Below are 24,844 nucleotides of genomic sequence, written 5' to 3' on the forward strand. Positions count from 1 at the left end.
TGCGATAAACAAACTGAACAGGCTTGGTCTGCCAGTCAGAAAGCCCCGAGTGTAACGGTCACCTGGGGCTGGGGAAGTCATGACTTTTTAGCTGATTTGGGAAACAACGCCCACTACAAGTCGATCCGGCAAGCAGTGAAGTATTGCTCGGTGTACTGCTGGTGGGGGCTTTCTACATGAATGAGCCCTTAAAGCTCGAATAAGGTTGTTTGAATTATTCATCAACCTATTAAAATATAACAGGAAAATTAACTTCTGCAGTTTATGTCTGCGAACTTCTGCATGTGGTGTTTCAAATATGAAACCGCTGGATGGGTATGGCTTGGCTCTATTACGACAAAAACGAATGAAATCCTGTCGGTTAAGTTGCTCAGTCGAAGAGTGTGACTATCTGTAGCAATGCCCCTCAAATTTCACCACGTCCCAATAGTGTACCACTCTCCTCAGAACTATAACAATAAATCCTTATAAATCAAGTCATTAAAAAGAGATATTGAAAAGCGTGGAAGAAAAAAGTGGGCTCGTTGCCCGCGTGTGCTGTTTTGCTCATGTTGCTCGAGATGAGGTATCCGATGACGGCGGCTAGCGCCTGGGTGGGCGGTGCCAGGCACCACAATTGTGTGCATGGTAAACCATAGCGCAGGCAGAACGAAGGGCGAGCCGTGCAGGTGGCGGTTTATTGGGCGGTTGCTCCCGATATCTTAGGCACTTCTGTCTTGCTCACCGGGACTATACGACCAATTTATCTCGTAGGATGCGATGATTTTTTATGACATCAGAATGTTAGCCTGGTCCCATATCCGCTGGTTATAAGGGGTATAACCAGCGTGTGACGGCGGTAGCCTTTAGACTGCAGGCCTCAAAACAGCAATTTTGCAGGTGGTGCAGTTATGGTGATTACTCAGGGTCCACAGTTCAACGGCAAGGCATCCAAGCGGATGCATGTGATGGCCAAACCTATCGGGGCCGTGTGTAACATCGACTGTACCTACTGCTACTACCTCAGCAAGCAGGATCTGCTGGAATACAAGAAGGGGTGTTCGCCCCAGATGGACGAGCAGACCCTTGAGACCTATATCCGCCAATATATCGAGGGGCAGAACACCCCCGAGATCATCTTCTCCTGGCAGGGGGGAGAGCCGACGTTGCTCGGGCTCGACTATTTTCGCAAGGTGGTCGAGTTGCAGCGCAAATACCAGCCGCAAGGGGTGGTGATTGCCAACGACCTGCAGACCAACGGCATCCTGCTCAACGATGAGTGGTGTGAATTTCTGGCCGCCAACAACTTTCTCATCGGTCTGAGCATCGATGGCCCCGAGTTGCTGCACAACGCCTATCGGGTCAACCGAGCCGGGCGCGGTACCTTCAATCAGGTGATGGCGGCGGTGGCGTTGCTGCATAAATACAAGGTGAAGTTTGCCACCCTGACTTGCGTCAACAACCTCACCAGCAAGAATGCGCTGGAGGTTTATCGCTTCCTGCGTGATGAGGTGAAGTCGCCCCAGATGCAGTTTATCCCCATCGTCGAGCAGAAGAGTTTTCGCACCACCGCGCCCCAGACCTGGCAACCGCAGGAGCAACTCAAGCAGGGGGACAAGCGCCTCAATCCCTGGCACAAAAATTCGGTGGTCGAGCCCTGGTGCGTCTCGGCTGAGGGGTGGGGGGATTTTCTCATCACCATTTTCGATGAGTGGGTGCAGCGGGATCTGGGACGGGTCTTCGTGCAATATTTCGAGGCGAGTGTCGAGACCTGGATGGGACGCAAGAACCCCCTCTGTACCTTGGGGGAGATCTGCGGCAAGGGGCTGGCGATGGAGCCCAACGGCGATGTGTTTGCCTGTGACCACTATGTCTATCCCAAGTACAAGATCGGCAATATCCACCATCAGCCGCTCAGTGAGCTGGCGTATTCGCCCGCCCAGCAAGCGTTCGGCTTTGCCAAATCGCGCAGCCTGGCCCGCCAGTGCCAGCAGTGTGACTACCAGTTTGCCTGCTATGGGGAGTGCCCGAAGAACCGCTTTATTCGCACCCACGAAGGGGAGGCAGGTCTGAATTACCTCTGTGCCGGTTGGTACAAGTTTTTCAGCCATATCGATCAGTCGATGGCCTATATCCTGCGCCGTGCCGGTTATCCGGTGGCCCATGGCAAGTATCGTGATGCAGTGATAAATAACGGCGTCATGACACATGGTCAGAGGAAATAAGCGATGCAGAGCATGTTGAGTCGCCACGAGTTCCGTCACACCCGCTCCGGCACCATGGGCGCCTTGTGGCTGGCCCTTGGCATGACCCTGTCTGGCCCAGCGCTGGCGGTAGCCAGCTCTGCGCCACCGGTCACCTCATCAGCGAATGGGGCACCCACCGCATCCGTGGCAGTCACTGCGCCCTCAGCCGCCCAGATCCAGCAGTGGGCCTACAGTGCGCAGGATATCTCCCTGCCAGCGGTGGAGCGGGCCGATGCCCTGCGCCAGCTGGCGGCTTATCCGAACCAGAACAGTCTGGTGGCGGTGGCCAGAAGCCTGCGTGATGAGCACGCCTTGGTGCGCGAAGCGGCGGTGATTGCCGCCGATCCCTATCAGTTTGCGTACCGCTGGCGACTGCTCTCACCGCTGCTGGCTGACAGCAGTGCCGAGGTTCGCCGCGCCGCTACCCTCAATCTGGCTCGGGATTATGGCGTCATGAATGAGGGGCAACTGAGCGCCATTGGCCAGCCGCTGGCGGAGTTGAGCGAGTATCTCGCCCGGCAGCAGGACCCTGCGCAGCAGCTGTTGCAGGCAGATCTCTATCGCTGGACCCGGCAGTGGGACAAGGCGCAGGCAAGCTACGAACTACTGCTGGCCAATCAGCCCGATAATCCCCTGATCTGGCTTGGTCTCTCTGACAACTTGCGGGCCCAGCAACGGGATGCCGAGGCACTGGCCTTGCTCAACAAGGGGATGCTTGCGCTGCCACAGAATGCCAACCTCCATTACGCCAAGGCGCTGACCCAGGTGCGCCTCGATCAGAAGAGCGAAGCGGCAGTCACCATGGCACAGGCGGCGGAGCTCGCTGGCAATAACAGTTACTTCTGGTATCTCAACGGGGTGCTGCAAGAGCCGCTGGATCTCGAGAAAGCCATCGGCTCGTTCGAGCTTGCCTACCGGATCTCCGGCGCGCCGGAGCAGCTCTATGCGGTGTGCGATATCTACCTTCGCCACGATCACCCCAAGAGCGACGCCTGCATGAGTGAACTTGGCAAGATAGCGCCCCCCGAGGTGCTGGCCGAGCTCAATAGCAAGCGCGCGAGCAAGACGAGCACGCCGCCGGTTTCCACTGGCCAGTAATGGCTGCCACTTCTCTTACTGCACAGGTCAGGTTATGACGATCATACCGTTCAAATTCGCAATTCCGTTGCTGGCGGGCACCCTGCTGGTGGCTGGCTGCACCCTCTCGGTCAAACAGGGCAACCAGCCGCTCCATCCGCTGCGACAGAAGATTGAAGCGGACATGGTGCTGGTGGAAGGGGGCCGTTTTGAGATGGGCTCCAACGACCCTGCCGCCAAAGCGAGCGAAGGGCCGCAGCATGCGGTCTCGCTCAACAGCTTCTACATGGCAAAATTCGAGGTGACCCAGGCCCTATTCGAGGCGGTGATGGGCCCCTCCATCAGCTATTTCCAGGCGCCGGATGTACCGGTCAACAACCTCAGCTGGCAACAGGCCAAGCTGTTTGTGACAAGGCTCAATCAGTTGACCGGCGCTCACTACCGCCTGCCCACCGAAGCTGAATGGGAGTATGCAGCCAAGGGGGGCAAGCTGAGTAAAGGCTATCGTTACAGCGGCTCCGATCAGATTGACGAAGTGGCCTGGTACAGCGGCAACGCCAAGAATCGCGCCTATCCGGTGGGGCTGAAAAAGCCCAACGAGCTGGGGCTATACGACATGACCGGCAATGTGGGGGAGTTTGTGGCTGATGCCTATGAAGAGACCTTCTATCGCCACACTCCTCAAGAGAACCCGAACAATGCCCAAGAGAGCAAGAGCCACCTCGCCCATAAGTCGGTGCGAGGCGGCAGCTACGCCTATGAGGCTGAATTGTCTGAAAATTTCCGGCGTGATTTCGCCAGCCAGTCGGTGATGATGGCTGACATGGGATTGCGACTGGTACGAGATGCCCGTTAGGGCTGATCGATGGTGGTCAGCCCCAGCTCGCTGACCACTTCGAACAGCTGCTGGCGCAGCCAGCGGTGACCCGCCTCGGTGGTCCGGCTGGGATGCCAGATGGCCGACAGGCTGAATACTGATTCCTCGAAGGGGAAGGGGAGTACCCGCACATCATACATGCCGGCAAAGGTATTTATGATAGAGGTGGGCAAAACCCCGATGATCTCGCTGCATGCAATGATGGGCAGCATCTCCATGGCGGTCGGCACCCGTACCACGATATTGCGGTTGGCCATTTGCGGCAGGTGCTCGGCGGTGATCATGCTGCCTCTGACCTGCCACTGGGCCAACGCCACATGCTCCTCGGTAAAATAGGCATCCACCGTCAAGTCGCTGCCCAGTCGCGGGTGGTTGCTGGCACACACCACCTTCACCTGCTCCCCATAAAGCACCTCGCTCTTGAGCATGCTGCGCCCGCTCTGGGTCATGTCGATGATGAGATCATAACGCTGCATCCGCAGGTCACTCTCCATATCCTCGGTAAAGAGGGGATGCACCTCAAGCGAAATACCCGGGGCGTGTGCCCGGATCTTGCACAGTAGCGCCGGGACCAGTTGGGCGCTGATCAGTCTGACACAGGCGATGGAAAAGACTCGCTGGGAAGTGCGTGGATTGAAGGTGCGCGAGGTCGAGAGGGTCGAGCTGAAGTTTTTCAGCGCGGCCGCCATCGCCGGATAGATGTCGATGGCAAACGAGGTGGGCTCCATCCCCACGACCTTGCGATTAAACAGAGGATCACCGTAGATCTCCCGCAGTCGCTTGAGGGCCTTGCTGACGGCGGGTTGGCTGATCTCCATGCGTGTCGCCGCCCGGGAGAGGCTGCGCTCTTCATAGATGGCGACAAAGATCGGGATCAGGTTCAGCTCGGTACTTCTGATGTCTAACAAGAGAGGCCTCGTCACATGTTCGTGGAAAAATCACACTGCCTTGGCACTGCCGGGTAGCCGGAGGGAAGAACCTGCCACGCCAGTCAGGTGGCGTGGCAGCCAGCTGGTATCCCACTTTGGCAGTGTAATGAAGTGAGCAAAGTGGGACAACCAGTGCAGGGGTTGGTTGCTGCGTAGCGCACTTTATTTATCTGTTTGCGTTGCTGGATGACTGATCCGCTGAGGTCGGTTTGCCAGTCATGGGGGGCAGTTCCGGCAGGGCCGCTTGCCAGCCGATGATGTGGCCCAACCGTGAACGGATGTTGCCAAGACTGGCGCCCCGTTGCCTTTGCAGGCGCACCAGCAGGCGCCAGCCCATCCTGAGCGCATCAGCCCGATCAAGGGGATCTTGCTGGAATACAACCTGTTGTTGCTGCCAAGCCGGATCGGAACTGACACGGCTAAGTTCCAGCCAACCCATCTTGGCCCGCAGATAGCGATAGGCCAGTACCCGCACCGCCCCCCACTGCCTGCTCCAGATGGCGGCCCCATATTGCCAGCCGAGCGGGCGAGGGTGGTGACGGTAGTAACGGGCCATAGCCAGAAGAGCCAGCACCAGCAGGGCTACACCACTGGCTACTCCAAGTAGCCGATGCCAGTAGGCCGCCAGCCAGGAGGCGGGAGTGTGGCGCACTTGCAGGGTTTGCCCGGGGAGGGTCAGGGTCTGTAGCTGGCCGGTCTGGCTGTTCCACCAGGCAAGCTCCAGCGCGGGCAGGGTCAACTCACCACCGCGCTGCACGATATAGGTAGTCTGATCTTCCCGTGTCGAGAGGTACTCCCCCCGCTCCTGTGTATCGTTCAGTCGGGCTTGCGCCGGATAGGCCTGTACCCGCCCATCGCTTGCAAGCGGAGTGATCAGCGGCGGGATCAGCACCGAGAGGGTATCCTGCCCGCTGGCGGTCACGGTGCGGGTGATAGCATCCCCTACCCGCAGCTCGCCGTCAGCATGGTCATCCGCAGAGCGCTGCCAACGCTGGCTCAGGGTGAGATTGCTGGCGCTCAGCCAACGCCCGTCAACCGTCAGGGCAGGGTCGGGCAGCGCGGCGGCAAAACGCTGAGGGTGGGTGGTGAGGGTGATCTGCCGGGAGCCCCCTTCAGGGCGCGCCACGGTGGCCCGCACCGCGATGGCGGGGATCTCGAACTGGCCGGATTGCTGGGGATAGAGCGTCAGCTCCCAGCGCTGGTGCGACCAGGTCTCGCCATCGCGGCGCTGGGTGAAGTTGGTCGCCAGCTCGCTGCGCTGCTTGACCATGACCCCCGGCAGCTCGAACTGGCCGATGCGGGTACCCGCGGTAAACCAGCGGTTGGTGGCCAGCTCCAGATAGAGGGTGATCTGTTGGTTGACGGCATAGGGGCGTTTCTCCTCCCCCTGATCTTTCAGCCAGCTCTTGAGGGTCACCTGAGTGGCGTCAGTCGCATCAGCAGCCTCGGCAGCCTGTGCTTCGACCGTGAGCAGCACGGCCCCGAGCAGGGTAGCGGTCGCCACATATCCGCACAGCCAGTGGCGGAGTTTATTGTGCCGGTTGCACATGGGTAGGCTCCTTGTGGGTGGCAGAACGAGGACGGGCGGTTGCGCCCGTTTGCTGCGCGTGTAGCTGGAGGCGGAATTTGGCTTGCAGGAAGTCACCGGGATCAGACTCCACCCGGCGCAGCCACTTTTCGGCCTGCGCCGGATTGGCCAGGATCTGATCTGCGGTCAGGGTTTCGCGCGCCATCAGGGATGAAACCACGGTCTCTTCCGCCCCGTCGGCACTGCGTGGCTCATCATCGGGCAGTTCACTGGAGTGATCAGGTCCATCCGGCGTGCCGGTCTGGCTCTGACTGGCGCGGTTGATCTCGTCAACAATCCCGCTCATCACCTGATAGTTGTGGGCGGCTGATTGACGCACGCTCGGGTCGCTGGCCTCGTCAGCCAGTTTCCGGAACAGCCGGCGGGCGGCCAGATACTCACGTTGTCTGGCGAGGGCATTGCCGGCATAGAGCAGAGCCTGTTCGGAGTCGGCTTGCAGAAATGCTGACTGGGCCAGCGCAAACTCGGCACCATAGTAGTAGGCCACCCCTTTGTAGAAGGGATCTTCATAGTGTTTAGCCGCCTCCAGATAGTCCCCCTGCTGGAAGTACCACTGCCCCTGCTGATCCGGGGTGAGCCAGAGGTTGAACCACTGCTGTTTCAGCTCCTTTGCCCAGTGATTGATCGCAGGCTCTGTCGGTTCTGCGGGCGCCAGCGAGAAGGTGGTGGCCTGCGCAGGTGTCGTCTGTAACAGGGAGAGACCGATGGCTGCCACCAGACCCCACTGCACCAGCCAGCCTTTGCGAAACCAGAGCAGCAGCAGGGCGACGACCGGAAAGAGCAGGTAGTAACCCATGTCCTGCCAGGGCATCAGGGAGTCGTTGTGGATCAAAAAGTTGCGTTCAATCCCCCGGTTGATGCGCTCTACATCGCCATTATCCACCGTCATGGTGAGCAGGGTGCCATCGCTGTCACTGGCCAGTCGCCGTAGTGAGGCAAGCTCCAGCGGGCGTTTGCCACTCAGGGCCGGGTCGCCAGCGGCCAGGATCAGCAGCTGACGGGATTGACCACGGAAATAGTCAGCCAAGGGGGCGATGGCGGAGGGGCTGATGCCATCGCTCACCAGCAAAACGGTGCTGCCGGTCTCATCGGCCAGAAGTTCGGTGAGCAGCGGGATCACCTGTTCGGTGCGCTTGCCCGCTTTAGGCATGATCTCTGGACGGATGGCGGCGAGGATAGGGTCATAGACGGCACTGTCACGGGTCAGCGGCATGGCGGTGTGGGCCGAGCCGGCAAAGACCACCAGCCCGTTGCGCCCGCCATCGCGGGTCGCCAGCAGATCGCTGATCTTCTGTTTGGCCCGCGTCAATCGGTTGGGGGCGATATCCGTTTCCAGCATGGAGTCGCTGTTATCGAGCAGGATCAGCAGGGCGCCCTGATCTTCGCCAAAGGGAGAGGGTTCACGGCTCCAGGTCGGCCCTGCGCAGATCAGGATGGCCAGCCCCATCAGCAGCCCCAGCACCTTGAGGGGCAGGTTCTTTTTCCAGCCGGTGTCCCCCAGCGTCAACGCCTCGCGCAGATGGGGCGGTAGCCGCTGTTGCCAGCTGTTTGTTTCATCCATGCGCCAGCGCAGCAGCAGGATGGCGACAAGGGGGAGCAAGGCCAGCAGCCACCAGGGGCGCAGAAAGTGGGCATTCAGCCAGAGCTGTTGCCAGTAGAGAGGATCCATCATGGCGTGTCTCCTGAGAGAGCAGTGCGCAGGCGGTAGCGCCTGAGGGTCAACAGGGAAAAGAGGGTGAGATAGAGGACGACGCTGACGGCGATGAGGTAATGGTGCAGGCTTTCGCGAGTCTGAAAGCGGGTGCTTTCGTAGCGTTGTGGCTCCAGCTCACCGATCACCTGATAGGCGCGCGTCAGCTGCGCCTCATCAAGAGCCTGAAACAACTGGCCGCCGGTCAGGGTCGCCAACTGTTGCAGGGTATCGAGATCGAGAGCCTGTTCGCCGACGGTGGCCGGATCCCCCATGGCGATAGTATGCAGCCGCACACCGTTGACCGCGGCTACCCGGGCCGCATCCCGCGGGCTGACAAAACTGCCGGTGTCGTTGCCATCGGTAAGGATGATGGCGACTTTCTCCCGCTTGGCGCCGTTCTGGTCTTGTTGCCCGTGGCGATCACTGTTGTTGAACACTTTGATTGCCAGACCGATGGCATCCCCCAGATGGGTACTCTGACCTGCCATGGCGACATCGGTTTCCTGCAGCAGGGTTTGCCAGGTCTCGAGATCGGCGGTAAACGGCGCCTGGAGAAAGGCGGCATCCCCAAACAGGATGAGCCCGAGTCGATCTCCTTTACGCGTTGCAGCAAATTGTTTAAGCACCTCTTTGGCGGCGTCGAGCCGACTGAGGGACTTGCCGGGGTCGGGGGAGAAGTCGGTCTCGGCCATGGAGCCGGAGAGATCCAGCACTATCATCACATCCCGCCCGAACCGCTCGCGCACCTGAGGCGGGCCATAGATGGTGGGCTTGGCCAGCGCCAGCACCGCCAACAGCCAAACGGTGATCAGGGCGATCCGTTGCCACCAGCTGGCAGTCAGCTGGGCTGCCCCCTCACGCGGCGGCTCATCCAGCAGGTCGATCAGCAGGTCGAAGAAGGGCACCTTGATGGCACTCTGCCGGGTGCGATAGGCCGGAATAAGGCGAAACACCAGCAACGGCAGGGGCAGCAGCCAGAAACAGTGGGGGTGGGCAAACTCGAGACCGGCATCAAGCATGACGGGCCTCCGTCGCCAACGAGGCTGTTTGTATTGGAGTCTGGTGGTGGGCAAGCCAGTCGTTGCAGAGGGAAACGAGGCAGAGCTGATCACTGACGCTTAACACCACCTGATCACAGACCAGCGATACCAGCCAGCTCTCCCCCAGTTCGGTCGCGAAACGGGGCTGCCTATCAGCCATGGCATTGTCAAGGGTCTGCAGCAACGCCATGCCAAACAGCTTGCCGTGCCGGTGATCTAGGTGGGTCAATACCTGCTTGATCAGGTGAAACAGCGCCAGACTGGCCCCGGCATCAGACCAGTTGATCGTGCGCAGGGCCGCCTGCGCTTCACGGCGGTAACGCTGTTGCCACCAGCGCTGTGCCCGGTGATAGAGCCAGAGCAGCGCCAGCGCCCCCAGGCTCAGCGCCAGCAGCAGCCAGCCTGCGGTTTGCGGTTGCCAGCTGATGGTGGGTGGTACGGTCACGTCCTGCAATTCGCGCAGCATATAGGTGCCGGGCAGCTTGTGGTTCATCAGTGATCTCCTCCCAATGCGGTAATGAGGCGGGCGAGGTGGTGGCCACCGGTGTCGAGGGTGATAAGCGGCAATCCCTTGAGGGCCATCAGTCGCAGCAGTTGATCTTTTTTCAGCTGCTGCTGGTGGGCTAGCCCCTGATCCAGCACAGGGATCTGGTGGGGAGCAATATTGAGCTGGTACTGGCCATCGCCGACTACCCAGCTGGCGTCTGCGGCTGTGGTCGACAGGGTCGATTCGAGGGGATCGGCGATGTGCAGTGCCAGCACATCGTTGTGCTGCTGCAAGTAACTGAGGCGGGTCAGGTCGGCCTCGGTGACGCCAGCCCAGTCGCTGAGAAAGATCAGGGTGGTATTTTTCAACTTGAGGCGGCCCAGCATCGCCAGCAGGGGGGCCAGACCGGTCGCCTCGCTGTCGCGGCTGGTGGCCGAGAGAGCATGATTGGCGGCACAGAGCTGGCGCAGCCCTGCCAACCAGTGGCCACGGGAGCGCTGGCCGCGCAGCCACTCCACGCCATCGCAGTGCAAAATGGCGAGCCCGACCCGATCGCTCTCTTTGAGTACTTGCCAGCCGAGCAGGGCAGCCACTTCGGCGGCCACCACCGACTTCATCACCTCCACCGAGGAGAAGAACATGCCGCTGCGCTGATCAACGCAGAGGATCACGTGACGATCTTTCTCTTCGCTATAACTGCGCACATGGGGGCGGCCGGTGCGCAGGGTCACTTTCCAGTCCAGGGTGCGAATATCATCCCCTTGCTGATAGTGGCGCAGCTCTTCAAAGTTGAGCCCACGGCCGCGAAAGCGTGACGGGTGACGGCCGCACAGCAGGTTGCCGCTGTTTAGCCGGGGCAGCAGTGAAAACTGGCCGACCAGCCCCTGAAGCCGGACCAGTGTCAGGTAGTCGCAGTGGATGCGGGGGTCACCACTGGGCGGTTGCCCGCACTGTGTCAGCCTGTCATGGGATAAGAAGCGAGGTGTCATGGTATCGCTTACCCGATGACGACGTGATCGAGCAGAGTCATCACCACCTGCTGGTGATCCACCCCATCTGCCAACGCGTCATAGCTGAGGGTAAAGCGGTGACCAAGCACGCTGGGCACCATGGCGCGCACATCGTCGGGCAGCACATGGTTGCGCCCTTGCAGCCAGGCATAGGCGCGGGCGCACTTGTCCAGAGCAATGGATGCTCGGGGACTGGCGCCGACCGCAATCCACTGTGGCAGCCCGGTGGCCGGGTAGCGATCGGGGTGTCGGGTCGCCATGACCAGCGCAATGATGTAGTGCTCCACCAGCGGTGAGACCGTCATGGCCGAGAGCTCTGATCTGGCCTGCAAGATGAGTTCAGGGGAGAGGGGGGCGAACCCCTCGTTCTGCTGGCGGGTACCGCGCTCTTCGGCCCGCACCAGCCGAATAATGGCAAGCTCTGCCTCATCATCGGGGTAGGCGACCGAGACCTTGAGGGCAAAACGGTCCATCTGGGCTTCTGGCAGCGGGTAGGTCCCCTCCTGCTCGATGGGATTCTGGGTGGCCAGCACCATAAAGAGCTCGGGCAAGCGATGGCTCTTGTCACCGACGGTGACGGTGCCTTCGGCCATCGCCTCCAACAGCGCCGCTTGTACCTTGGCGGGGGCGCGGTTCACTTCATCGGCCAGTACGATGCTCTTGAAGATGGGGCCTGGCTGGAAACGCAACTGGTGGGATCCGTCACGCTCCTGATACATCTCGGTGCCGGTTACATCTGATGGGAGCAGGTCGGGGGTGAACTGAATGCGGCCGAAGCTGGTATTGAGGGCTTCTGCCAGCGCCTTGATCGAGCGGGTCTTGGCGGTGCCGGGCAAACCTTCAAGGAGCACGTGGCTATTGGTCAGCATGCCGATGACCAGGGCGCGGATCACATGGGACTGGCCGACCACACTGTGACCAACCTGTTCGATGAGTTGCGAGATCTGTTGTTGCAAGGGGTTCATAGGGTTTTCCACAGGGTACATTTAACGAGACAGAGATAGGGCTAGGAGGAGGCCAACGGGTTTTCAATTTCCAGCCGGCACGGGGCGAGCCGGCTGGAAATTGAAAACGCCCACCAGAGAGTGATGGGCGTTGGAGTCACCGCCTTACTTGATGGTGGCGACTTTTTGTTTGAGTGCGTCCAGCTCTGCCAGTTTGCCCTTGAGCATCAGGCTCTGGGAGCTAATGCTGGCAGGGTTCATCTGGAAGCTCTGTTGCATCGGATAGTTGGGCAGAGTGTCGAAGAACTCTTTCAGGATCCCCTGTGCAGGTACGAACAGCCACATGTTGTCTGCCATCCAGCGCAGATACATGCCTGACTCATGCGGTGCCTTCTCGAACGGATCTGCGCGCAGGTTGATGATCTGCGGCCAGTTTGGAGTCACACGCGCCGCGTCGGTGATGTTGCCCTCCATGGTGGCAAAGTTAAGCTTGAAGTCATTCCAGCGCACGGCGTTGAGTTCGCCGTTTGAGGAGAAGTAGAGCATGGAGTTGCGTGGGGAGGTGTCGGCTTTTCCGGCGAGATACGGCATGAAGTTGTAACCGTCCAGTTTCACCCGCCACTGTTTGCCGTTGGCCTTGTAGCCCTTGGCCAGCTTCTCTTTCACATCCGGTACACCGGCTGCGGCCAACAGGGTCGGCATCCAGTCCTGATGGGCCATCATGGCGTTGACCTTGGTGCCTGGCTTGATCACGCCTGGCCAGCGAACCAGTTGCGGAACCCGCATCCCGCCTTCCCATGTGGTGCCTTTTTCGCCGTAGAATGGGGTGGTGCCGCCATCCGGCCAGCTGACGGTCTCGGCGCCGTTGTCAGTGGTGTAGATCACGATGGTGTTGTCGGCGACCCCCAGCTCGTCCAGTTTGTCGAGCAGGATCCCCACCTGATCATCGTGCTCCAGCATGCCATCGGCATAGATGCTGACGCCGGATTTACCCTGATACTTCTCTTGCAGACGGGTCCAGACGTGCATACGGGTGGCGTTGTGCCAGATGAAGAAGGGCTTCTTGGCCTTGACTGCTTTTTCCATGAACGCCAGCGATGACTCGAGGAACTCTTCGTCAGCATGCTCCATGCGCTTGCGGGTCATGGGGCCGGTATCTTCAATCTTGCCGTCGGCAGAAGATTTGATGACGCCGCGTGGGCCGAATTTCTTCTTGAACTCCGGATCTTTCGGGTAGTAGTAGGTTTCCGGTTCCTCTTCCGCGTTCAGGTGATAGAGGTTACCGAAGAACTCGTCGAAACCGTGCTTGGTCGGTAGATGCTGGTTCTGATCGCCCAAATGGTTCTTGCCGAACTGAGCCGTCATGTAACCCTGCTCTTTGAGCAGATCACCGATGGTGGGGGCCCAATCCGGAATGCCGTGGGGGGATCCGGGCATGCCGATGGTCAGCAGACCGGTACGGAATGGCTCTTCACCGGTAATGAAGGCGGCGCGGCCGGCGGTGCAGGATTGCTGACCGTAGTGATCGGTAAAGAGGGCCCCTTCATTGGCAATCCTGTCCAGGTTCGGGGTCTGGTAGCCCATCATCCCCTGGTTGTAGGCACTGATGTTCCAGTAGCCGATGTCATCGCCCATGATGGCAAGAATATTGGGCTTGGCGGCTGCTGTGGCACTACCAGCGGTGGCCATTAAGGCAAGGCTCATGGCTATTTTGTTTATTTGAATGGCCATTATTGGCTCCACTCCTAATCTGATGTGAATTGGTACACAAAGTGGGCGATGAAAGCAGCGTGCGTTTAACGCGGTGGAAATATCATCCCGTGCAGGCTGTTGGAGGGGATGGAATACCCAGATGGGCATATTCCCCTTTATCGCTGTCGTTATGACCTGCAAAGAGTGATATGACCTGAATAGCCCGAGTTAACCGCAGCTTGGAAATCAGCTTTCAACAGTTTCAATCTATAAATCCCGTTTATCCTTGTCGCCTTATAGCGAATATAACCGCTGGTTATCCGTTATTTTTTCGCCGACCCTTCGGTCGCAAGCTATCGGGTGAGCTGCGAGCGAGCATGGGAAGCGGTATCCAGAAGGCGGAGGTGTCTACAGCTATCGATGGCGATAAGGCGAATAAATAGGTGATGGAGTTCACAGTTCGGCTAATCAATTTAGGGGATGAGAGCTGTTATGAGCGTTGTGGTGTGCCTTTATTCAAAATTCTTACTGGCAAACCGAGCACTCTTTAATTCTGATTAAGTCATAATTAAGTAAAGTTGGGGTGTTGATTGTTTCGCTCAGATATGAGTTTTTAAAACTGCTCACAATCTCATCGCGAGATTTAAAAAGTCTGCTCGCATATTTTTGAACGTATACATATGACTTGAATGGGTGTGGCCAAATAAATCCAGCTGTAATCTTTGCCTTTTCAAGGTGTCAGGGTCATAAATGCCTATAAAAACAAGGTAAAAGGCTCGGCTATTGACTAAGTTGATAGAAGGCGAGGCATAAAACAGCGCCAGTTTGATACAACAACATCGCATGGGACCCGGATCATGGACAGAGCGCAGGGCGCAGCCCCCTTTTCGTTGCAAGTGGATCTAAGGCAGGTGGTGTATGCCCTGTCAGCCTCGCTGGATCTGGTGGGCATTGGCGATGTGGCCCACGGTAAACGGGTCGGGATTATGGCTGCCGAGTGCAGCCGGGAGCTGGGAATGAGTGAGGCCGAACGCTGTCTGCTGTTCGAGCTCGGGGTGCTGCATGATATCGGTGTCTCCTCGACCATCACCCATCACCATCTGGTCAGCGAGTTCGATTGGGAGTCCTCCCAGCGCCACTGCGAGGTGGGATATCAGCTGCTCAAGGATTTCCGTTTGCTGGCCCCATTGGCCCTGCCTATCCGCTATCACCACACCCACTGGCACCTGTTGCGCGAGATGGCCGATGTGGACCCCAATGTGGCCCGTCAGGCCAACCTTATCTTTCTGGTGGATCGCTGCGATGCGTTGGCGGCGCCCTACTATGGCGATGGTTCATTGTTGATGCATACCAACGAGATCCGCGCACGCCTGCAGGATTTCCGTGACGAGTTCTTTGCCCCCGAGCTGGTGGATGCCTTCCTCAAGGCGTCTCGCTCTGAGGCATTCTGGCTGCAGCTGGAAGCTCGCTCCATCAATGATTACATGCTGGAGATGCTGCAGGTGCGGGAGCCTTGCCTGACCTTCAACGGGGAGCTAAAAGCGCTGGCGCAGATCTTCTCTGGCATTGTCGACGCCAAAAGCCCATTCACGATGACGCATTCACTCGGTGTGAGCAGGTTGTCGCGGGCATTGGCCGAGCAGATGGGAGTCAGTGCCATCCATTGTGACATGCTGGAGATCGCCGGTTTGCTGCATGATCTGGGCAAGCTCAGGGTGCCGGACGAGATCCTAGACAAGCCTGCCAGCCTGACGAAAGAGGAGCGGGCCATCATTAATACCCACAGCTTCGAGACTTACCAGATCCTGCGCCATATAGAAGGGTTTGAGGAGATTGCCTGTTGGGCGGCCTATCACCATGAGGAGCCTGATGGGGAGGGCTATCCGTTCCACCTGCCGGCATCCGCCATGGCGCTCGAAGCACGGATCCTGCGGGTCGCCGATATTTTTCAGGCAATGGTGCAGGACAGACCTTATCGGCGCGGTCTGCCTGCCCGTGACGCATTGACCTTTATGCAGCAACTGGCGGATCAGTGGCGGGTTGATCCTGCTGTGGTGGCGGTGCTGGCCGATCACCTGCCGCAGATGATGATGGCAGCCATTCCGGATCACGAGCCGGATAATGCCATCAATTGAGGGAGAGGCTGGCCGCTGACTCATACCGCCGCAAGCCAGCTATGCTTGGAACAAGCCGAGCATGGTGCCGGTACCGGCGCACAAGACGCCAGCTTGATGGACTACCGTAGGGGAGCAGATATGGAATCGCTAAAAGCCAGGGATTATATGCAGAGCAGACCCATCACCTTCACTGCCGACATGATGGTGCAAGCTGCGGTCGAGAAATTTCTGAACAGTCATCAGCTCGGTGGCCCGGTGGTGGATGGGCAGGGCCATCTGATTGGCTGGATCTCCGAGCAGGATTGCATCGCAGTGCTGCTTAAGGAGGCCTATCACTGCGAACAGGTGGCGCAGGTCAAAGATGTGATGCGCAAGGAGGTGTTGTCGGTGGGACCCGATACCAGCATTTTGAGCCTGGCGGAGATGATGATGGGGCAAAAGCCGAAGATCTATCCGGTAGTGGAGGAAGGGCGTCTGCTCGGGGTCATCAATCGTCACAATGTCATGCAGGCCATTCACGCCCAGCTCACCACCTGTTTTGTCCATCACACCCACGGTTAACCCTGTTTTTCTCTCTCCCAAGGCAGGCTTCGGCTTGCTTTGGCTATTTCATATGCTGCCATTTATTCATATTATGCCATCTTACAATGGTTGTTTTGTCATGTTTGAGGAGCGGCCAATCTCTCTGTCTTCCCATATATAACGCTACGTTAAGGCTTGCACCGCCCCCGCTCGCTCTTTAGGATCGCTCCCAGCTTATCGATATGGCCCCTCTGGGCACCTATTTAAGGAATTCGTACCTTGTCTCTCTCTATCGAGGCGCTGCGCCGCCGTCTCTCTGCCTGCATGAATCTCGACGCTCGCCGCCTTTCCAGCCGTCTGCACGGGGTCAAGAAGCTGCCTGAAGGCAAACAGGCTGCCGTGCTGGAGACCATCGCTGCTGATTTGGCCGCCGCTGAAGTGCGCTATCAAACCCGTCTGGCCGGAGTGCCCAAGGTCACCTATCCGGACAACCTGCCGGTGAGCCAGAAGCAGGCGGAGATCGCCAAGGCCATTCAAGAACATCAAGTGGTGATCATTGCAGGGGAAACCGGCTCGGGCAAAACCACCCAGATCCCCAAGATCTGTCTGGCGCTGGGGCGCGGGGTGAAGGGCTTCATCGGCCACACCCAGCCGCGTCGTCTGGCGGCCCGCACTGTGGCGGCCCGTATTGCCGAGGAGATGGAGTCCGAACTCGGTCACTACGTGGGTTACAAGGTGCGCTTTACCGATCAGGTGAGCGAGCAGACCCATATCAAGCTGATGACCGACGGTATCCTGCTGGCGGAGATCCAGAACGACCGGATGCTCACCCAGTACGACACCATCATCATCGATGAGGCCCACGAGCGCAGCCTCAATATCGACTTCATCCTGGGCTATCTCAAGCAACTGCTGCCCAAGCGCCCGGATCTCAAGGTGATCATCACCTCGGCCACTATCGACCCGCAACGCTTCTCCCGCCATTTCAACAAGGCGCCGGTGATAGAGGTCTCTGGCCGCACCTATCCGGTAGAGGTGCGCTACCGCCCGCTCACCAGTGATAAAAGTGAAGGGCTGGAAGAGCGTGACGAGCTGCAGGGGATTTTCGATGCGGTGGAAGAGCTGGCTAGAGAAGGTTTAGGAGACATCCTTATCTTCATGAACGGCGAGCGTGAGATCCGCGATACCGCCGATGCCCTGCGCAAGCTCAATCTGCGCGATACCGAGGTGCTGCCGCTCTACGCCCGCCTCTCCAACGCCGAGCAGAACAAGGTGTTCCAGCAACATGCCGGACGGCGCATCGTGCTCGCCACCAACGTTGCGGAGACCTCGCTGACGGTGCCTGGCATTCGTTACGTCATCGATCCGGGCACCGCCCGCATCAGCCGCTACTCCTGGCGCACCAAGGTGCAGCGCCTGCCCATCGAGCCGGTCTCCCAGGCCAGTGCCAACCAGCGTAAAGGGCGCTGCGGTCGGGTGGCGGACGGCATCTGTATCCGCCTCTACTCGGAGGAGGATTTCAATAGCCGTCCCGCCTTTACCGACCCCGAGATCCTGCGCACCAACTTGGCATCGGTCATCCTGCAGATGCTGGCGCTCGGCCTTGGCAATATGGAGGCGTTCCCCTTCGTCGAGCCGCCAGAGTCCCGCCATATCAAGGATGGCCTGACTCTCTTGAAAGAGCTGGAGGCGGTGCGCGAGCTGCCCGCCACCGGCGAGCGCGAAGCCAAGTTGCAGCTGACCGAGACCGGTCGCCAGCTCTCGCGCATCCCCCTTGATCCGCGTTTGGCGAAGATGGTGATCAGCGCGGCGCAAACTGGCTGCCTGAGCGAGGTGATGGTGATCACCGCGGCCCTCAGCATTCAGGATCCCCGCGAGCGGCCCATGGAGAAGAAGCAGGCCGCCGACGAACAGCACAGGCGCTTTGAGGACAAGGATTCCGACTTCCTCGCCTTCGTCAATCTGTGGAACTACCTGAAAGAGCAGCAGGATGCCCTTGGCAGCAACCCGTTCCGCCGCATGTGCCAGAAGGAGTTTCTCTCCTATCTGCGGGTGCGCGAATGGCAGGACATCCATTTCCAGCTGCGTCAGACGGTCAAGGAGCTGGGTTTTAAAGCCAACCATGAACCGGCGGATTTCAAGACGGTGCACTGTGCCCTGCTGACCGGCCTCTTGAGCCACATCGGTAACAAGGATCTGGAAAAGCCCGAGTTCCTTGGTGCTCGCAATGGCCGCTTCCACCTGTTCCCGGCCTCGGGTCTGTTCAAGAAGCCGCCCAAGTGGGTGATGGCCGCAGAATTGGTGGAAACCTCGCGCCTCTACGCCCGCATCAACGCCAAGATTGAACCCGAGTGGGTGGAGCCGCTGGCAGGTCACCTCATCAAGCTGCACCACAGCGACCCCCACTGGTCGAAGAAAAACGGTGCCGTGATGGCCAAGGAGAAGGTGACCCTCTATGGTCTGACTCTGGTCAATGAGCGCACCATCAACTTCAGCCGTATCGATCCGGCGCTGTGCCGCGAGCTGTTTATCCGCCGCGCACTGGTGGAGGGGGATTTCGAGACCCGTCACCGTTTCTTCAGCGATAACCGCAAGCTGTTGACCGAAGTGGAGGCGCTGGAGCACAAGTCCCGTCGGCGCGACATCCTGGTGGATGATGAGGACTTGTTCCGCTTCTACGATGCCCGTTTGCCGGAGGAGGTGATCTCCGCCCGCCACTTCGACAAGTGGTGGAAAGAGGTGCAAAAGCAGGATCCCGAGCTGCTCAACTTCGAAAAAGAGATGCTGATGAAGGGGGATGCCGCTCACATCAGTGATCTCGACTATCCCAACTTCTGGCAGCAGGGACGCCTCAAACTCAAACTGACCTATCAGTTCGAGCCGGGGGAGTCCGCCGATGGCGTGACCCTGCATATTCCGCTGCCGCTCTTGAATCAGGTGGAGGTGAAGGGGTTTGAATGGCTGATCCCGGGGTTGCGTCATGAGCTGCTGGTCGCCCTGATCAAGTCGATGCCCAAGCCGATGCGCAAAAACTTTGTGCCGGCGCCGAACTACGCCGATGCGCTGCTTGCCAGCATCAACCCCGAGCAGGGGCCGCTCTTGGACGAGATGGAGCGCCAACTGCGCCGCATGACCGGCGTCACCGTACCCCGCGAATCCTGGGACTGGGCTGCGGTGCCCGATCACCTGAAACTCACCTTCCGGGTGGTGGATGACAAGCACAAGAAGGTGGCGGAAGGGAAAGATCTGGAAGCCTTGAAAGAGTCGCTGCGTGGCAAGGTACAGGAGACCCTGTCGCAAGTGGCGGACGATGACATCGAGCAGTCCGGCCTCACCCTGTGGAGCTTTGGCGAGCTGCCGAAGGAGTACAGCCAAAAGCGCAGCGGTTTCGAGGTGAAGGCCTATCCGGCGTTAGTGGATCAGAAAGATTCTGTTGCCATCCAGCTGGTGGAGAGCCCGGTGGTGCAACAGCAGCTGATGTGGGCCGGTCAGCGCCGGCTGGTGCTGCTCAACGTGCCATCTCCTATCAAGTATCTGCAGGAGAAGCTGCCCAACAAGGCCAAGCTGGGGCTCTATTTCAACCCGTTTGGCAAGGTGGCGGAGCTGATTGATGACTGTATCGCCTGCGGCTGCGACAAGCTGATCGAGCAGCATGGCGGGCTGGCCTGGGACGAGGCCGGTTTCGAGGCGCTCAAGGAGTTTGTCCGCGCCGAGCTCAATGATGCGGTAGTGGAGGTGGCCAAGCAGGTGGAGGCTGTGCTGACGTTGTCCCATGAGATCAAGAAGCGGCTCAAGGGCAAGATGCAGCTCGATACCGCCTTTGCCATGTCGGATATCCAGCAGCAGTTGGGCAACCTTATCCACAAGGGCTTTGTCACCGAGACCGGCTGGCAGCGGTTGCCTGATTTGCTGCGCTATCTGCGGGCCATCGAGCGTCGCCTGGAGAAGCTTGCCATCGATCCCAACCGGGATCGGGTCTACATGCTCAAGGTGCACAGTGTGGAGTCGGAGTACAAGGCGCTGCTGGCCAAGATCCCCAAATCCCAGCTTGTTCCCACCGAGGTGGCCAATATCCGCTGGATGATTGAGGAGCTGCGGGTGTCGTTCTTTGCCCAGAATCTGGGGACCCCTTATCCGGTCTCCGATAAACGGGTGCTTAACGCCATCGCTCAGTGCTAAGCTGCTATCTAACTGTTTTAACAGCATGATAGCGGGTGCTGAGAAGGGGTTGCCGGTCAGGTAGCCCCTTCAAACCGCAAGTCAGGGAGGCAAGGATGCTGGGGATCTGGTTGAGTGTGGCGCAGGTGGTGATCAGCGGTTATCAACCCATCGCGGAACAAACCTGGGTGCAGTTGAACCCGGAATATTACCCGCTGGCGCGCACGCCGCCTGCGATGTTTGTGGCCTGGCGTGGCAATCAGTTTCCGCCGCTGGCCCAAAAGCAGAAGCACGGTCGCTGGCAGATCCTCTTTCCTGCCCGGTTGGTGCCCCCCTTCGACCTGTTCGAGGGGGAGGCGCAGCTCTCCAAAACCTATCTGGCAAGGCTGCGGCGTATCGACGAGATGGCTTACGGGGTCGTCCCCGGGCAGGCTGTTGCGGCTGGTGCTATCGTGCAGCAGGGGAGTGGGTCCCCTGCTTATCACGCGCAACCTGTCGCGCCCTTTATCGCCGAGTTCCGCACACCTCAAGAGGCGTTCGGTTGTGTTGATATGCCCAGCGATCCCGCCGAGAACGAACCTCTTCTGGTTCAGCTGGGGGTGACCTTTCGCACTGCGGGGATGAGTGGTGCCCAAGGGGATGAGGGAGTAGCGAGCACCCATATGGCGCTCGCCAGCCACACGGATAGCTTATCCGCAGGCAGTGACATCATGCTTACCCTCTCGGCTCCTGCGGCCGGAGGTCCACAAACCGTGTGTCATCAGGTCGCCGCAGGGGAGACCCTGTGGCGTATAGCGAATCAGTTATCCAGTGCACGGGGAGCCGATACCTACAGCTATTTGCTGGCGCTGGTGGCAGAGAACCAGCCGCGGCTTGGCAAGAGCATTCGAGTCAGAACGGGGGAGGGTCTCTACTGCCCGCGAGCCGAGACCCTGGCGCGGTTTGATGCTCTGAGCCCGGCCCAGCGTCAGCAGCAATTCGCCCGGTTGGAGCAGGGGCGCTAAATGCAGAGTCGGTACCTTGTATCCGAATTTGGCCCGTGGTAGTATTCGCGCTCGTTTTGCGAGGTGCTGACCGGTCGCAGTTAGCACCATAAATTCATCCAAAAGAGATACATACTATGTCTTTCGTATTCCAAGCTGAAGTCCGTTCTGACCTGGGGAAAGGTGCGAGCCGCCGCCTGCGTCAAGCTGACCAAGTTCCTGCCATCGTTTACGGTGCAGGCAAAGAAGCCCTGTCCATCACTGTTGACCACAAGAAAATGATCCTGGCTCAAGAGAAGCCGGAATTCTATGAGTCTGTACTGACTCTGGTTATCAACGGTGAAGAAGTTAACGTAAAAGTGAAAGCTATCCAGCGTCACCCGGTACGTTACAAGCTGATCCACCTGGACTTCGTTCGCGTTTAATAGCGAACCGTCAGGTCGAAGAAAAGCCACTCTAAGGAGTGGCTTTTTGCTATCTGGCATCTTGTGATCGGGCTGAAAGAGCTGCCTAGTCAGCCCAGCAAGCCGGTTATCCCAGCTGGCTAAGGGCCTGTTGGCAGCGTTGCTCGGCAGCATCCAGCTCCAGCAGCACCATCCTGATATCTTCCATCTGCTGTTGCAGTGTCTCCCGTTTCTCCTCAACCAGTCCCAGCATGGTCTGTAACTGGGTGCGGCTGCTCTTGTCGGCATCATAGAGATCAAACAACTCGCGGATCTCGGCGAGGCTGAACCCGAGCCGCTTGCCGCGCAAGGTGAGCTTGAGGCGAACCCGATCCTGCTTGCTGTAAATGCGGGTCTGGCCCTCTCGTGCGGGATTGAGCAACCCCTGATCCTCGTAGAAACGGATACTGCGCGTCGTAATATCAAATTCCCGGGCCAGCTCACTGATGCTGAAGCGCCGTCCTTCATCCTTGTTGTTCATACAGACTTCTTGGCGAACTAAATCCTGTCTGCACCTTACCTAAACGTAAACTGCACTGCAACTCTTGTTCCATCGCGTCAGAACCCCTATGTTATGGCCATGTAACAAACAGAGGCAGGCAAATGGATATTGCAATTGTGGCGGCAAAACGGACTCCGATGGGGGCGTTTCAGGGGGCATTGGCAGAGGTAACTGCGCCTGAGTTGGGTGCCTGTGCCATTGAGGCGGCACTACAGCAAAGTGGGCTGAGTCCGGAGCAGGTCGATGAAGTGTTTATGGGCAATGTGCTGGCGGCGGGCGTGGGGCAAGCGCCAGCCCGGCAGGCGTTGTTGAAAGCAGGGTTGCCAGATAGTGTGCCTGCTACCACGGTCAACAAGGTGTGCGGATCCGGCATGAAAGCAGTGATGCTGGCGGCGGATACCATCCGCCTTGGTGACAACAGGGTGGTGGTCGCGGGGGGGATGGAGAGTATGAGCCGTGCCCCCTATCTGCTGGATAATGCCCGCAACGGCTTTCGGATGGGGCATCAAAAGGTGTTGGACCACCTATTCCTCGACGGTTTGCAAGATGCCTATGATGGCCAGCTGATGGGGATACATGCCCAGCGCAGCGCCGATCAGGCCGGTTTGACCCGCAGTGCCATGGATGAGTTTGCTCTTGCGTCGTTGCAGCGTGCCCGCGATGCGCAGCAAGCCGGCGCGTTTGCATCCGAGCTGGCAAGTGTCTATCGCGGTGATCGCTTGTTGCTGGCCGAAGACGAGCAGCCCGGCAAGGGCAGACCGGAGAAGATCCCGACCCTGAAGCCTGCATTTGGCAAGGAAGGCACTATTACGGCGGCCAATTCAAGCTCCATCTCGGATGGTGCGGCGGCGCTGATATTGATGGATGGCGCCACGGCGCAAGCCTGGCAGGTACCTGTGCTGGCTCGGATCGTCGGTTATCAGAGCCACGCGGCATTGCCCGCCGAGTTTACCTCTGCGCCCATTGGCGCCATTTCACGCTTGCTGGCACGTCTTGCATGGTCGGTGGAAGAGGTGGATCTATTCGAGATCAACGAGGCCTTCGCCATGGTCACCATGCTGGCCATGAGCGGGGTCGGCATCCCTCATCACAAGGTCAATGTGTATGGTGGGGCCTGTGCACTCGGTCATCCGTTGGGGGCGAGTGGCGCGCGCATTCTGGTGACGCTGATCGCCGCGCTGCGGCAACGGGGTCTGCGGCGAGGCGTAGCCGCGCTCTGTATCGGGGGCGGGGAGGCGACCGCTATCGCGGTCGAAGTGAATGATGAGGCGAATTAATTGGTGGCTTCCATCGCCAGCAGTTGTTCCGTGACCCAGGTGGTGGCGGCCAGATAGAGGTGACTCACCTTATCCTCGCTCAGCCCCAGGCGGGCTGTTCTGGCCGTTACCCGTGACCAGTTGGCGCTCTCGTAATCTTCACAAAACGCGAGGTAGAAACCCAGATTGCCTTTGCGCTCCAGCAGCGCCAGCCGAATATCGTCGATAAGAGGGATAGTGCCGAGCAGCTTGTCCATCGGCTGCTCCATCAGTACATCCAGCAGGGAGAAGAGACCGGTGATAAAGGCTTGTTGTGCCTGCTGGCTCGGAGCGTGGGCATGGGCCAGCAGTTCACAGAAGCGGGCACGGATCATCGACATCTGGTAGAGCTCGGCGCTCTTGCCCTTGCCGGCGCTGGTCGCGGCTACCAGCGAGACAAAGCGCTTTAGCTGGGTGTTGCCCAGATAGATGGCAGCCTGGCGAAATGACGAAATAGGGTTGGTGTGACCTTTGAGATGGTTGACATAGCGCAACAGCTTGAGAGAGAGGGAGATATCCTGACCGAGTAGCTGCTCAATCTTGTTGATATCAGGCTCTGCCTCGTTGACCACGTTGAGCAACTGCATCACCACGACTTGCGCCGGCTCCATGGTGGCTTGCTTGACCATCTCGGGTCTGCTGAAGAAAAAGCCCTGGAACAGCTGGATCCCCAGCTGTTTGACCCGCTCGAACTCCGCCTTGTCCTCTACTTTTTCCGCCAGATAGGTGAGCCCCAGCGTCTGATGCCGCTGGATAAACACTTTGATCTGCATCAGGGGGGTGGCACGAAGATCAAACTTGATGATGTGGATAAAGGGGAGGAAGCGCTCCCAATCCGGCGACATGGTGAAGTCATCGAGTGCCAGTTGATATCCCAGCTTGTGCAACTGTTTCACCTTTTCCAGCAGGGCATCATCCGGTGGGGAATCTTCCAGGATCTCAATCACCACTTTTTCGGGCGGCAGGCACTCTGCCAATCCCTCCAGCAGCAGTGAGTGGGGGAAATTGATAAAGCAGGGGCGGCCTCCCAACAGCTGATCGATATTTTGTTGGAGGAACTGTTCGACCACCAGGCGTGACGTCGCCTGCTGGGAGGAGATGCTCGGGAAGACATTATTCAGACTATCGCGAAAGAGCAGCTCATAGGCATGAGTTTTGAGGTCTCTGTCGAGGATCGGCTGTCTTGCTACGTAGGAATACATGCCTTGCTCCAGTAAAGGTACTGGGTTGATTTTATGGTGTTGCAGAACACTATGCCAGTG

20 protein-coding genes are annotated in these 24,844 nt (G+C 58.8%); 10 read left to right on the plus strand and 10 right to left on the minus strand.

Translation table 11 applies throughout. The features are described 5' to 3' along the window. From ACB035_RS15710 to ACB035_RS15725, 4 genes are all read left to right on the plus strand, one after another. On the plus strand, positions 1-180 hold a 180-nt coding region (locus ACB035_RS15710), incomplete at its 5' end, for a hypothetical protein (RefSeq protein ID WP_371167643.1). 710 nt (positions 181-890) lie between these two features. After that, a complete protein-coding gene (locus tag ACB035_RS15715; RefSeq protein WP_371167644.1) occupies positions 891-2,204 on the plus strand; it encodes an anaerobic sulfatase maturase in 1,314 nt (437 codons plus the stop codon). Between the two features lie 3 nt (positions 2,205-2,207). Continuing rightward, the gene (locus ACB035_RS15720) at positions 2,208-3,323 is read left to right on the plus strand and encodes a tetratricopeptide repeat protein (protein WP_371167645.1); all 1,116 of its coding nucleotides are present in this window, start codon (positions 2,208-2,210) and stop codon (positions 3,321-3,323) included. A gap of 34 nt (positions 3,324-3,357) precedes the next feature. Continuing rightward, on the plus strand, positions 3,358-4,158 hold the full coding sequence (locus ACB035_RS15725) for a formylglycine-generating enzyme family protein (protein WP_371167646.1): 801 nt from the start codon (positions 3,358-3,360) through the stop codon (positions 4,156-4,158). Here ACB035_RS15725 and ACB035_RS15730 read toward each other — a convergent pair. From ACB035_RS15730 to ACB035_RS15765, 8 genes are all read right to left on the minus strand, one after another. After that, complete coding sequence (locus ACB035_RS15730; RefSeq protein WP_371167647.1) at positions 4,155-5,087, minus strand: LysR family transcriptional regulator; 933 nt, start codon at positions 5,085-5,087, stop codon at positions 4,155-4,157. The genes ACB035_RS15725 and ACB035_RS15730 overlap by 4 nt on opposite strands. A 187-nt stretch (positions 5,088-5,274) precedes the next feature. Further along, on the minus strand, positions 5,275-6,657 hold the full coding sequence (locus ACB035_RS15735) for a BatD family protein (RefSeq protein WP_371167648.1): 1,383 nt from the start codon (positions 6,655-6,657) through the stop codon (positions 5,275-5,277). Continuing rightward, complete coding sequence (locus ACB035_RS15740; protein WP_371167649.1) at positions 6,638-8,368, minus strand: VWA domain-containing protein; 1,731 nt, start codon at positions 8,366-8,368, stop codon at positions 6,638-6,640. The genes ACB035_RS15735 and ACB035_RS15740 overlap by 20 nt, the downstream gene beginning before the upstream one ends. Further along, positions 8,365-9,408 (minus strand): VWA domain-containing protein, encoded by a 1,044-nt coding sequence (locus ACB035_RS15745; RefSeq protein WP_371167650.1) that lies wholly within the window; start codon positions 9,406-9,408, stop codon positions 8,365-8,367. Before ACB035_RS15745 ends, ACB035_RS15740 begins: the two co-directional genes overlap by 4 nt. Next, the gene (locus tag ACB035_RS15750; protein WP_371167651.1) at positions 9,401-9,922 is read right to left on the minus strand and encodes a DUF4381 family protein; all 522 of its coding nucleotides are present in this window, start codon (positions 9,920-9,922) and stop codon (positions 9,401-9,403) included. Before ACB035_RS15750 ends, ACB035_RS15745 begins: the two co-directional genes overlap by 8 nt. Beyond that, positions 9,922-10,905 carry a DUF58 domain-containing protein gene (locus tag ACB035_RS15755; RefSeq protein WP_371167652.1) on the minus strand — a complete coding sequence of 328 codons (984 nt, stop codon included), beginning with the start codon at positions 10,903-10,905 and terminating at the stop codon, positions 9,922-9,924. Before ACB035_RS15755 ends, ACB035_RS15750 begins: the two co-directional genes overlap by 1 nt. An 8-nt stretch (positions 10,906-10,913) precedes the next feature. Further along, positions 10,914-11,891 (minus strand): AAA family ATPase, encoded by a 978-nt coding sequence (locus ACB035_RS15760; RefSeq protein WP_371167653.1) that lies wholly within the window; start codon positions 11,889-11,891, stop codon positions 10,914-10,916. Positions 11,892-12,035: 144 nt separating this feature from the next. Next, positions 12,036-13,574 (minus strand): arylsulfatase, encoded by a 1,539-nt coding sequence (locus tag ACB035_RS15765; RefSeq protein WP_234887748.1) that lies wholly within the window; start codon positions 13,572-13,574, stop codon positions 12,036-12,038. Positions 13,575-14,419: 845 nt separating this feature from the next. Between ACB035_RS15765 and ACB035_RS15770 the strand changes: the two genes are divergently transcribed. The 5 genes from ACB035_RS15770 to rplY all read left to right on the plus strand — a co-directional run bounded on the left by ACB035_RS15770 (position 14,420) and on the right by rplY (position 21,767). Beyond that, positions 14,420-15,697 carry an HD-GYP domain-containing protein gene (locus ACB035_RS15770; RefSeq protein WP_371167654.1) on the plus strand — a complete coding sequence of 426 codons (1,278 nt, stop codon included), beginning with the start codon at positions 14,420-14,422 and terminating at the stop codon, positions 15,695-15,697. A gap of 120 nt (positions 15,698-15,817) precedes the next feature. After that, positions 15,818-16,240: a CBS domain-containing protein gene (locus ACB035_RS15775; protein ID WP_368193822.1), complete on the plus strand. Its 423-nt coding sequence runs from the start codon at positions 15,818-15,820 to the stop codon at positions 16,238-16,240. A 240-nt stretch (positions 16,241-16,480) separates the two neighbouring features. Continuing rightward, positions 16,481-20,380, plus strand: coding sequence for an ATP-dependent RNA helicase HrpA (gene hrpA, locus ACB035_RS15780; protein ID WP_371167655.1), 3,900 nt, complete (start codon positions 16,481-16,483; stop codon positions 20,378-20,380). A 95-nt stretch (positions 20,381-20,475) separates the two neighbouring features. Further along, the gene (locus tag ACB035_RS15785; RefSeq protein ID WP_371167656.1) at positions 20,476-21,363 is read left to right on the plus strand and encodes a hypothetical protein; all 888 of its coding nucleotides are present in this window, start codon (positions 20,476-20,478) and stop codon (positions 21,361-21,363) included. A 116-nt stretch (positions 21,364-21,479) separates the two neighbouring features. Next, positions 21,480-21,767: a 50S ribosomal protein L25 gene (gene rplY / locus ACB035_RS15790; protein ID WP_005333252.1), complete on the plus strand. Its 288-nt coding sequence runs from the start codon at positions 21,480-21,482 to the stop codon at positions 21,765-21,767. A 106-nt stretch (positions 21,768-21,873) separates the two neighbouring features. Here the strand turns inward: rplY and ACB035_RS15795 are convergent, their stop codons facing one another. Further along, positions 21,874-22,266, minus strand: coding sequence for a MerR family DNA-binding transcriptional regulator (locus tag ACB035_RS15795; protein ID WP_005360322.1), 393 nt, complete (start codon positions 22,264-22,266; stop codon positions 21,874-21,876). Positions 22,267-22,388: 122 nt separating this feature from the next. Here ACB035_RS15795 and ACB035_RS15800 point away from each other — a divergent pair, with 122 nt between their 5' ends. Beyond that, a complete protein-coding gene (locus ACB035_RS15800) occupies positions 22,389-23,564 on the plus strand; it encodes an acetyl-CoA C-acyltransferase (protein WP_371167657.1) in 1,176 nt (391 codons plus the stop codon). On the opposite strand, the gene ACB035_RS15805 is transcribed toward ACB035_RS15800, so the two are convergent. Then, a complete protein-coding gene (locus tag ACB035_RS15805) occupies positions 23,561-24,784 on the minus strand; it encodes an EAL and HDOD domain-containing protein (RefSeq protein ID WP_005333249.1) in 1,224 nt (407 codons plus the stop codon). The two genes, ACB035_RS15800 and ACB035_RS15805, sit on opposite strands and share 4 nt — an antisense overlap. Positions 24,785-24,844: the final 60 nt, after the last annotated feature.

Source organism: Aeromonas sp. S12(2024), from assembly GCF_041402305.1.
GTDB lineage: Bacteria > Pseudomonadota > Gammaproteobacteria > Enterobacterales > Aeromonadaceae > Aeromonas > Aeromonas veronii.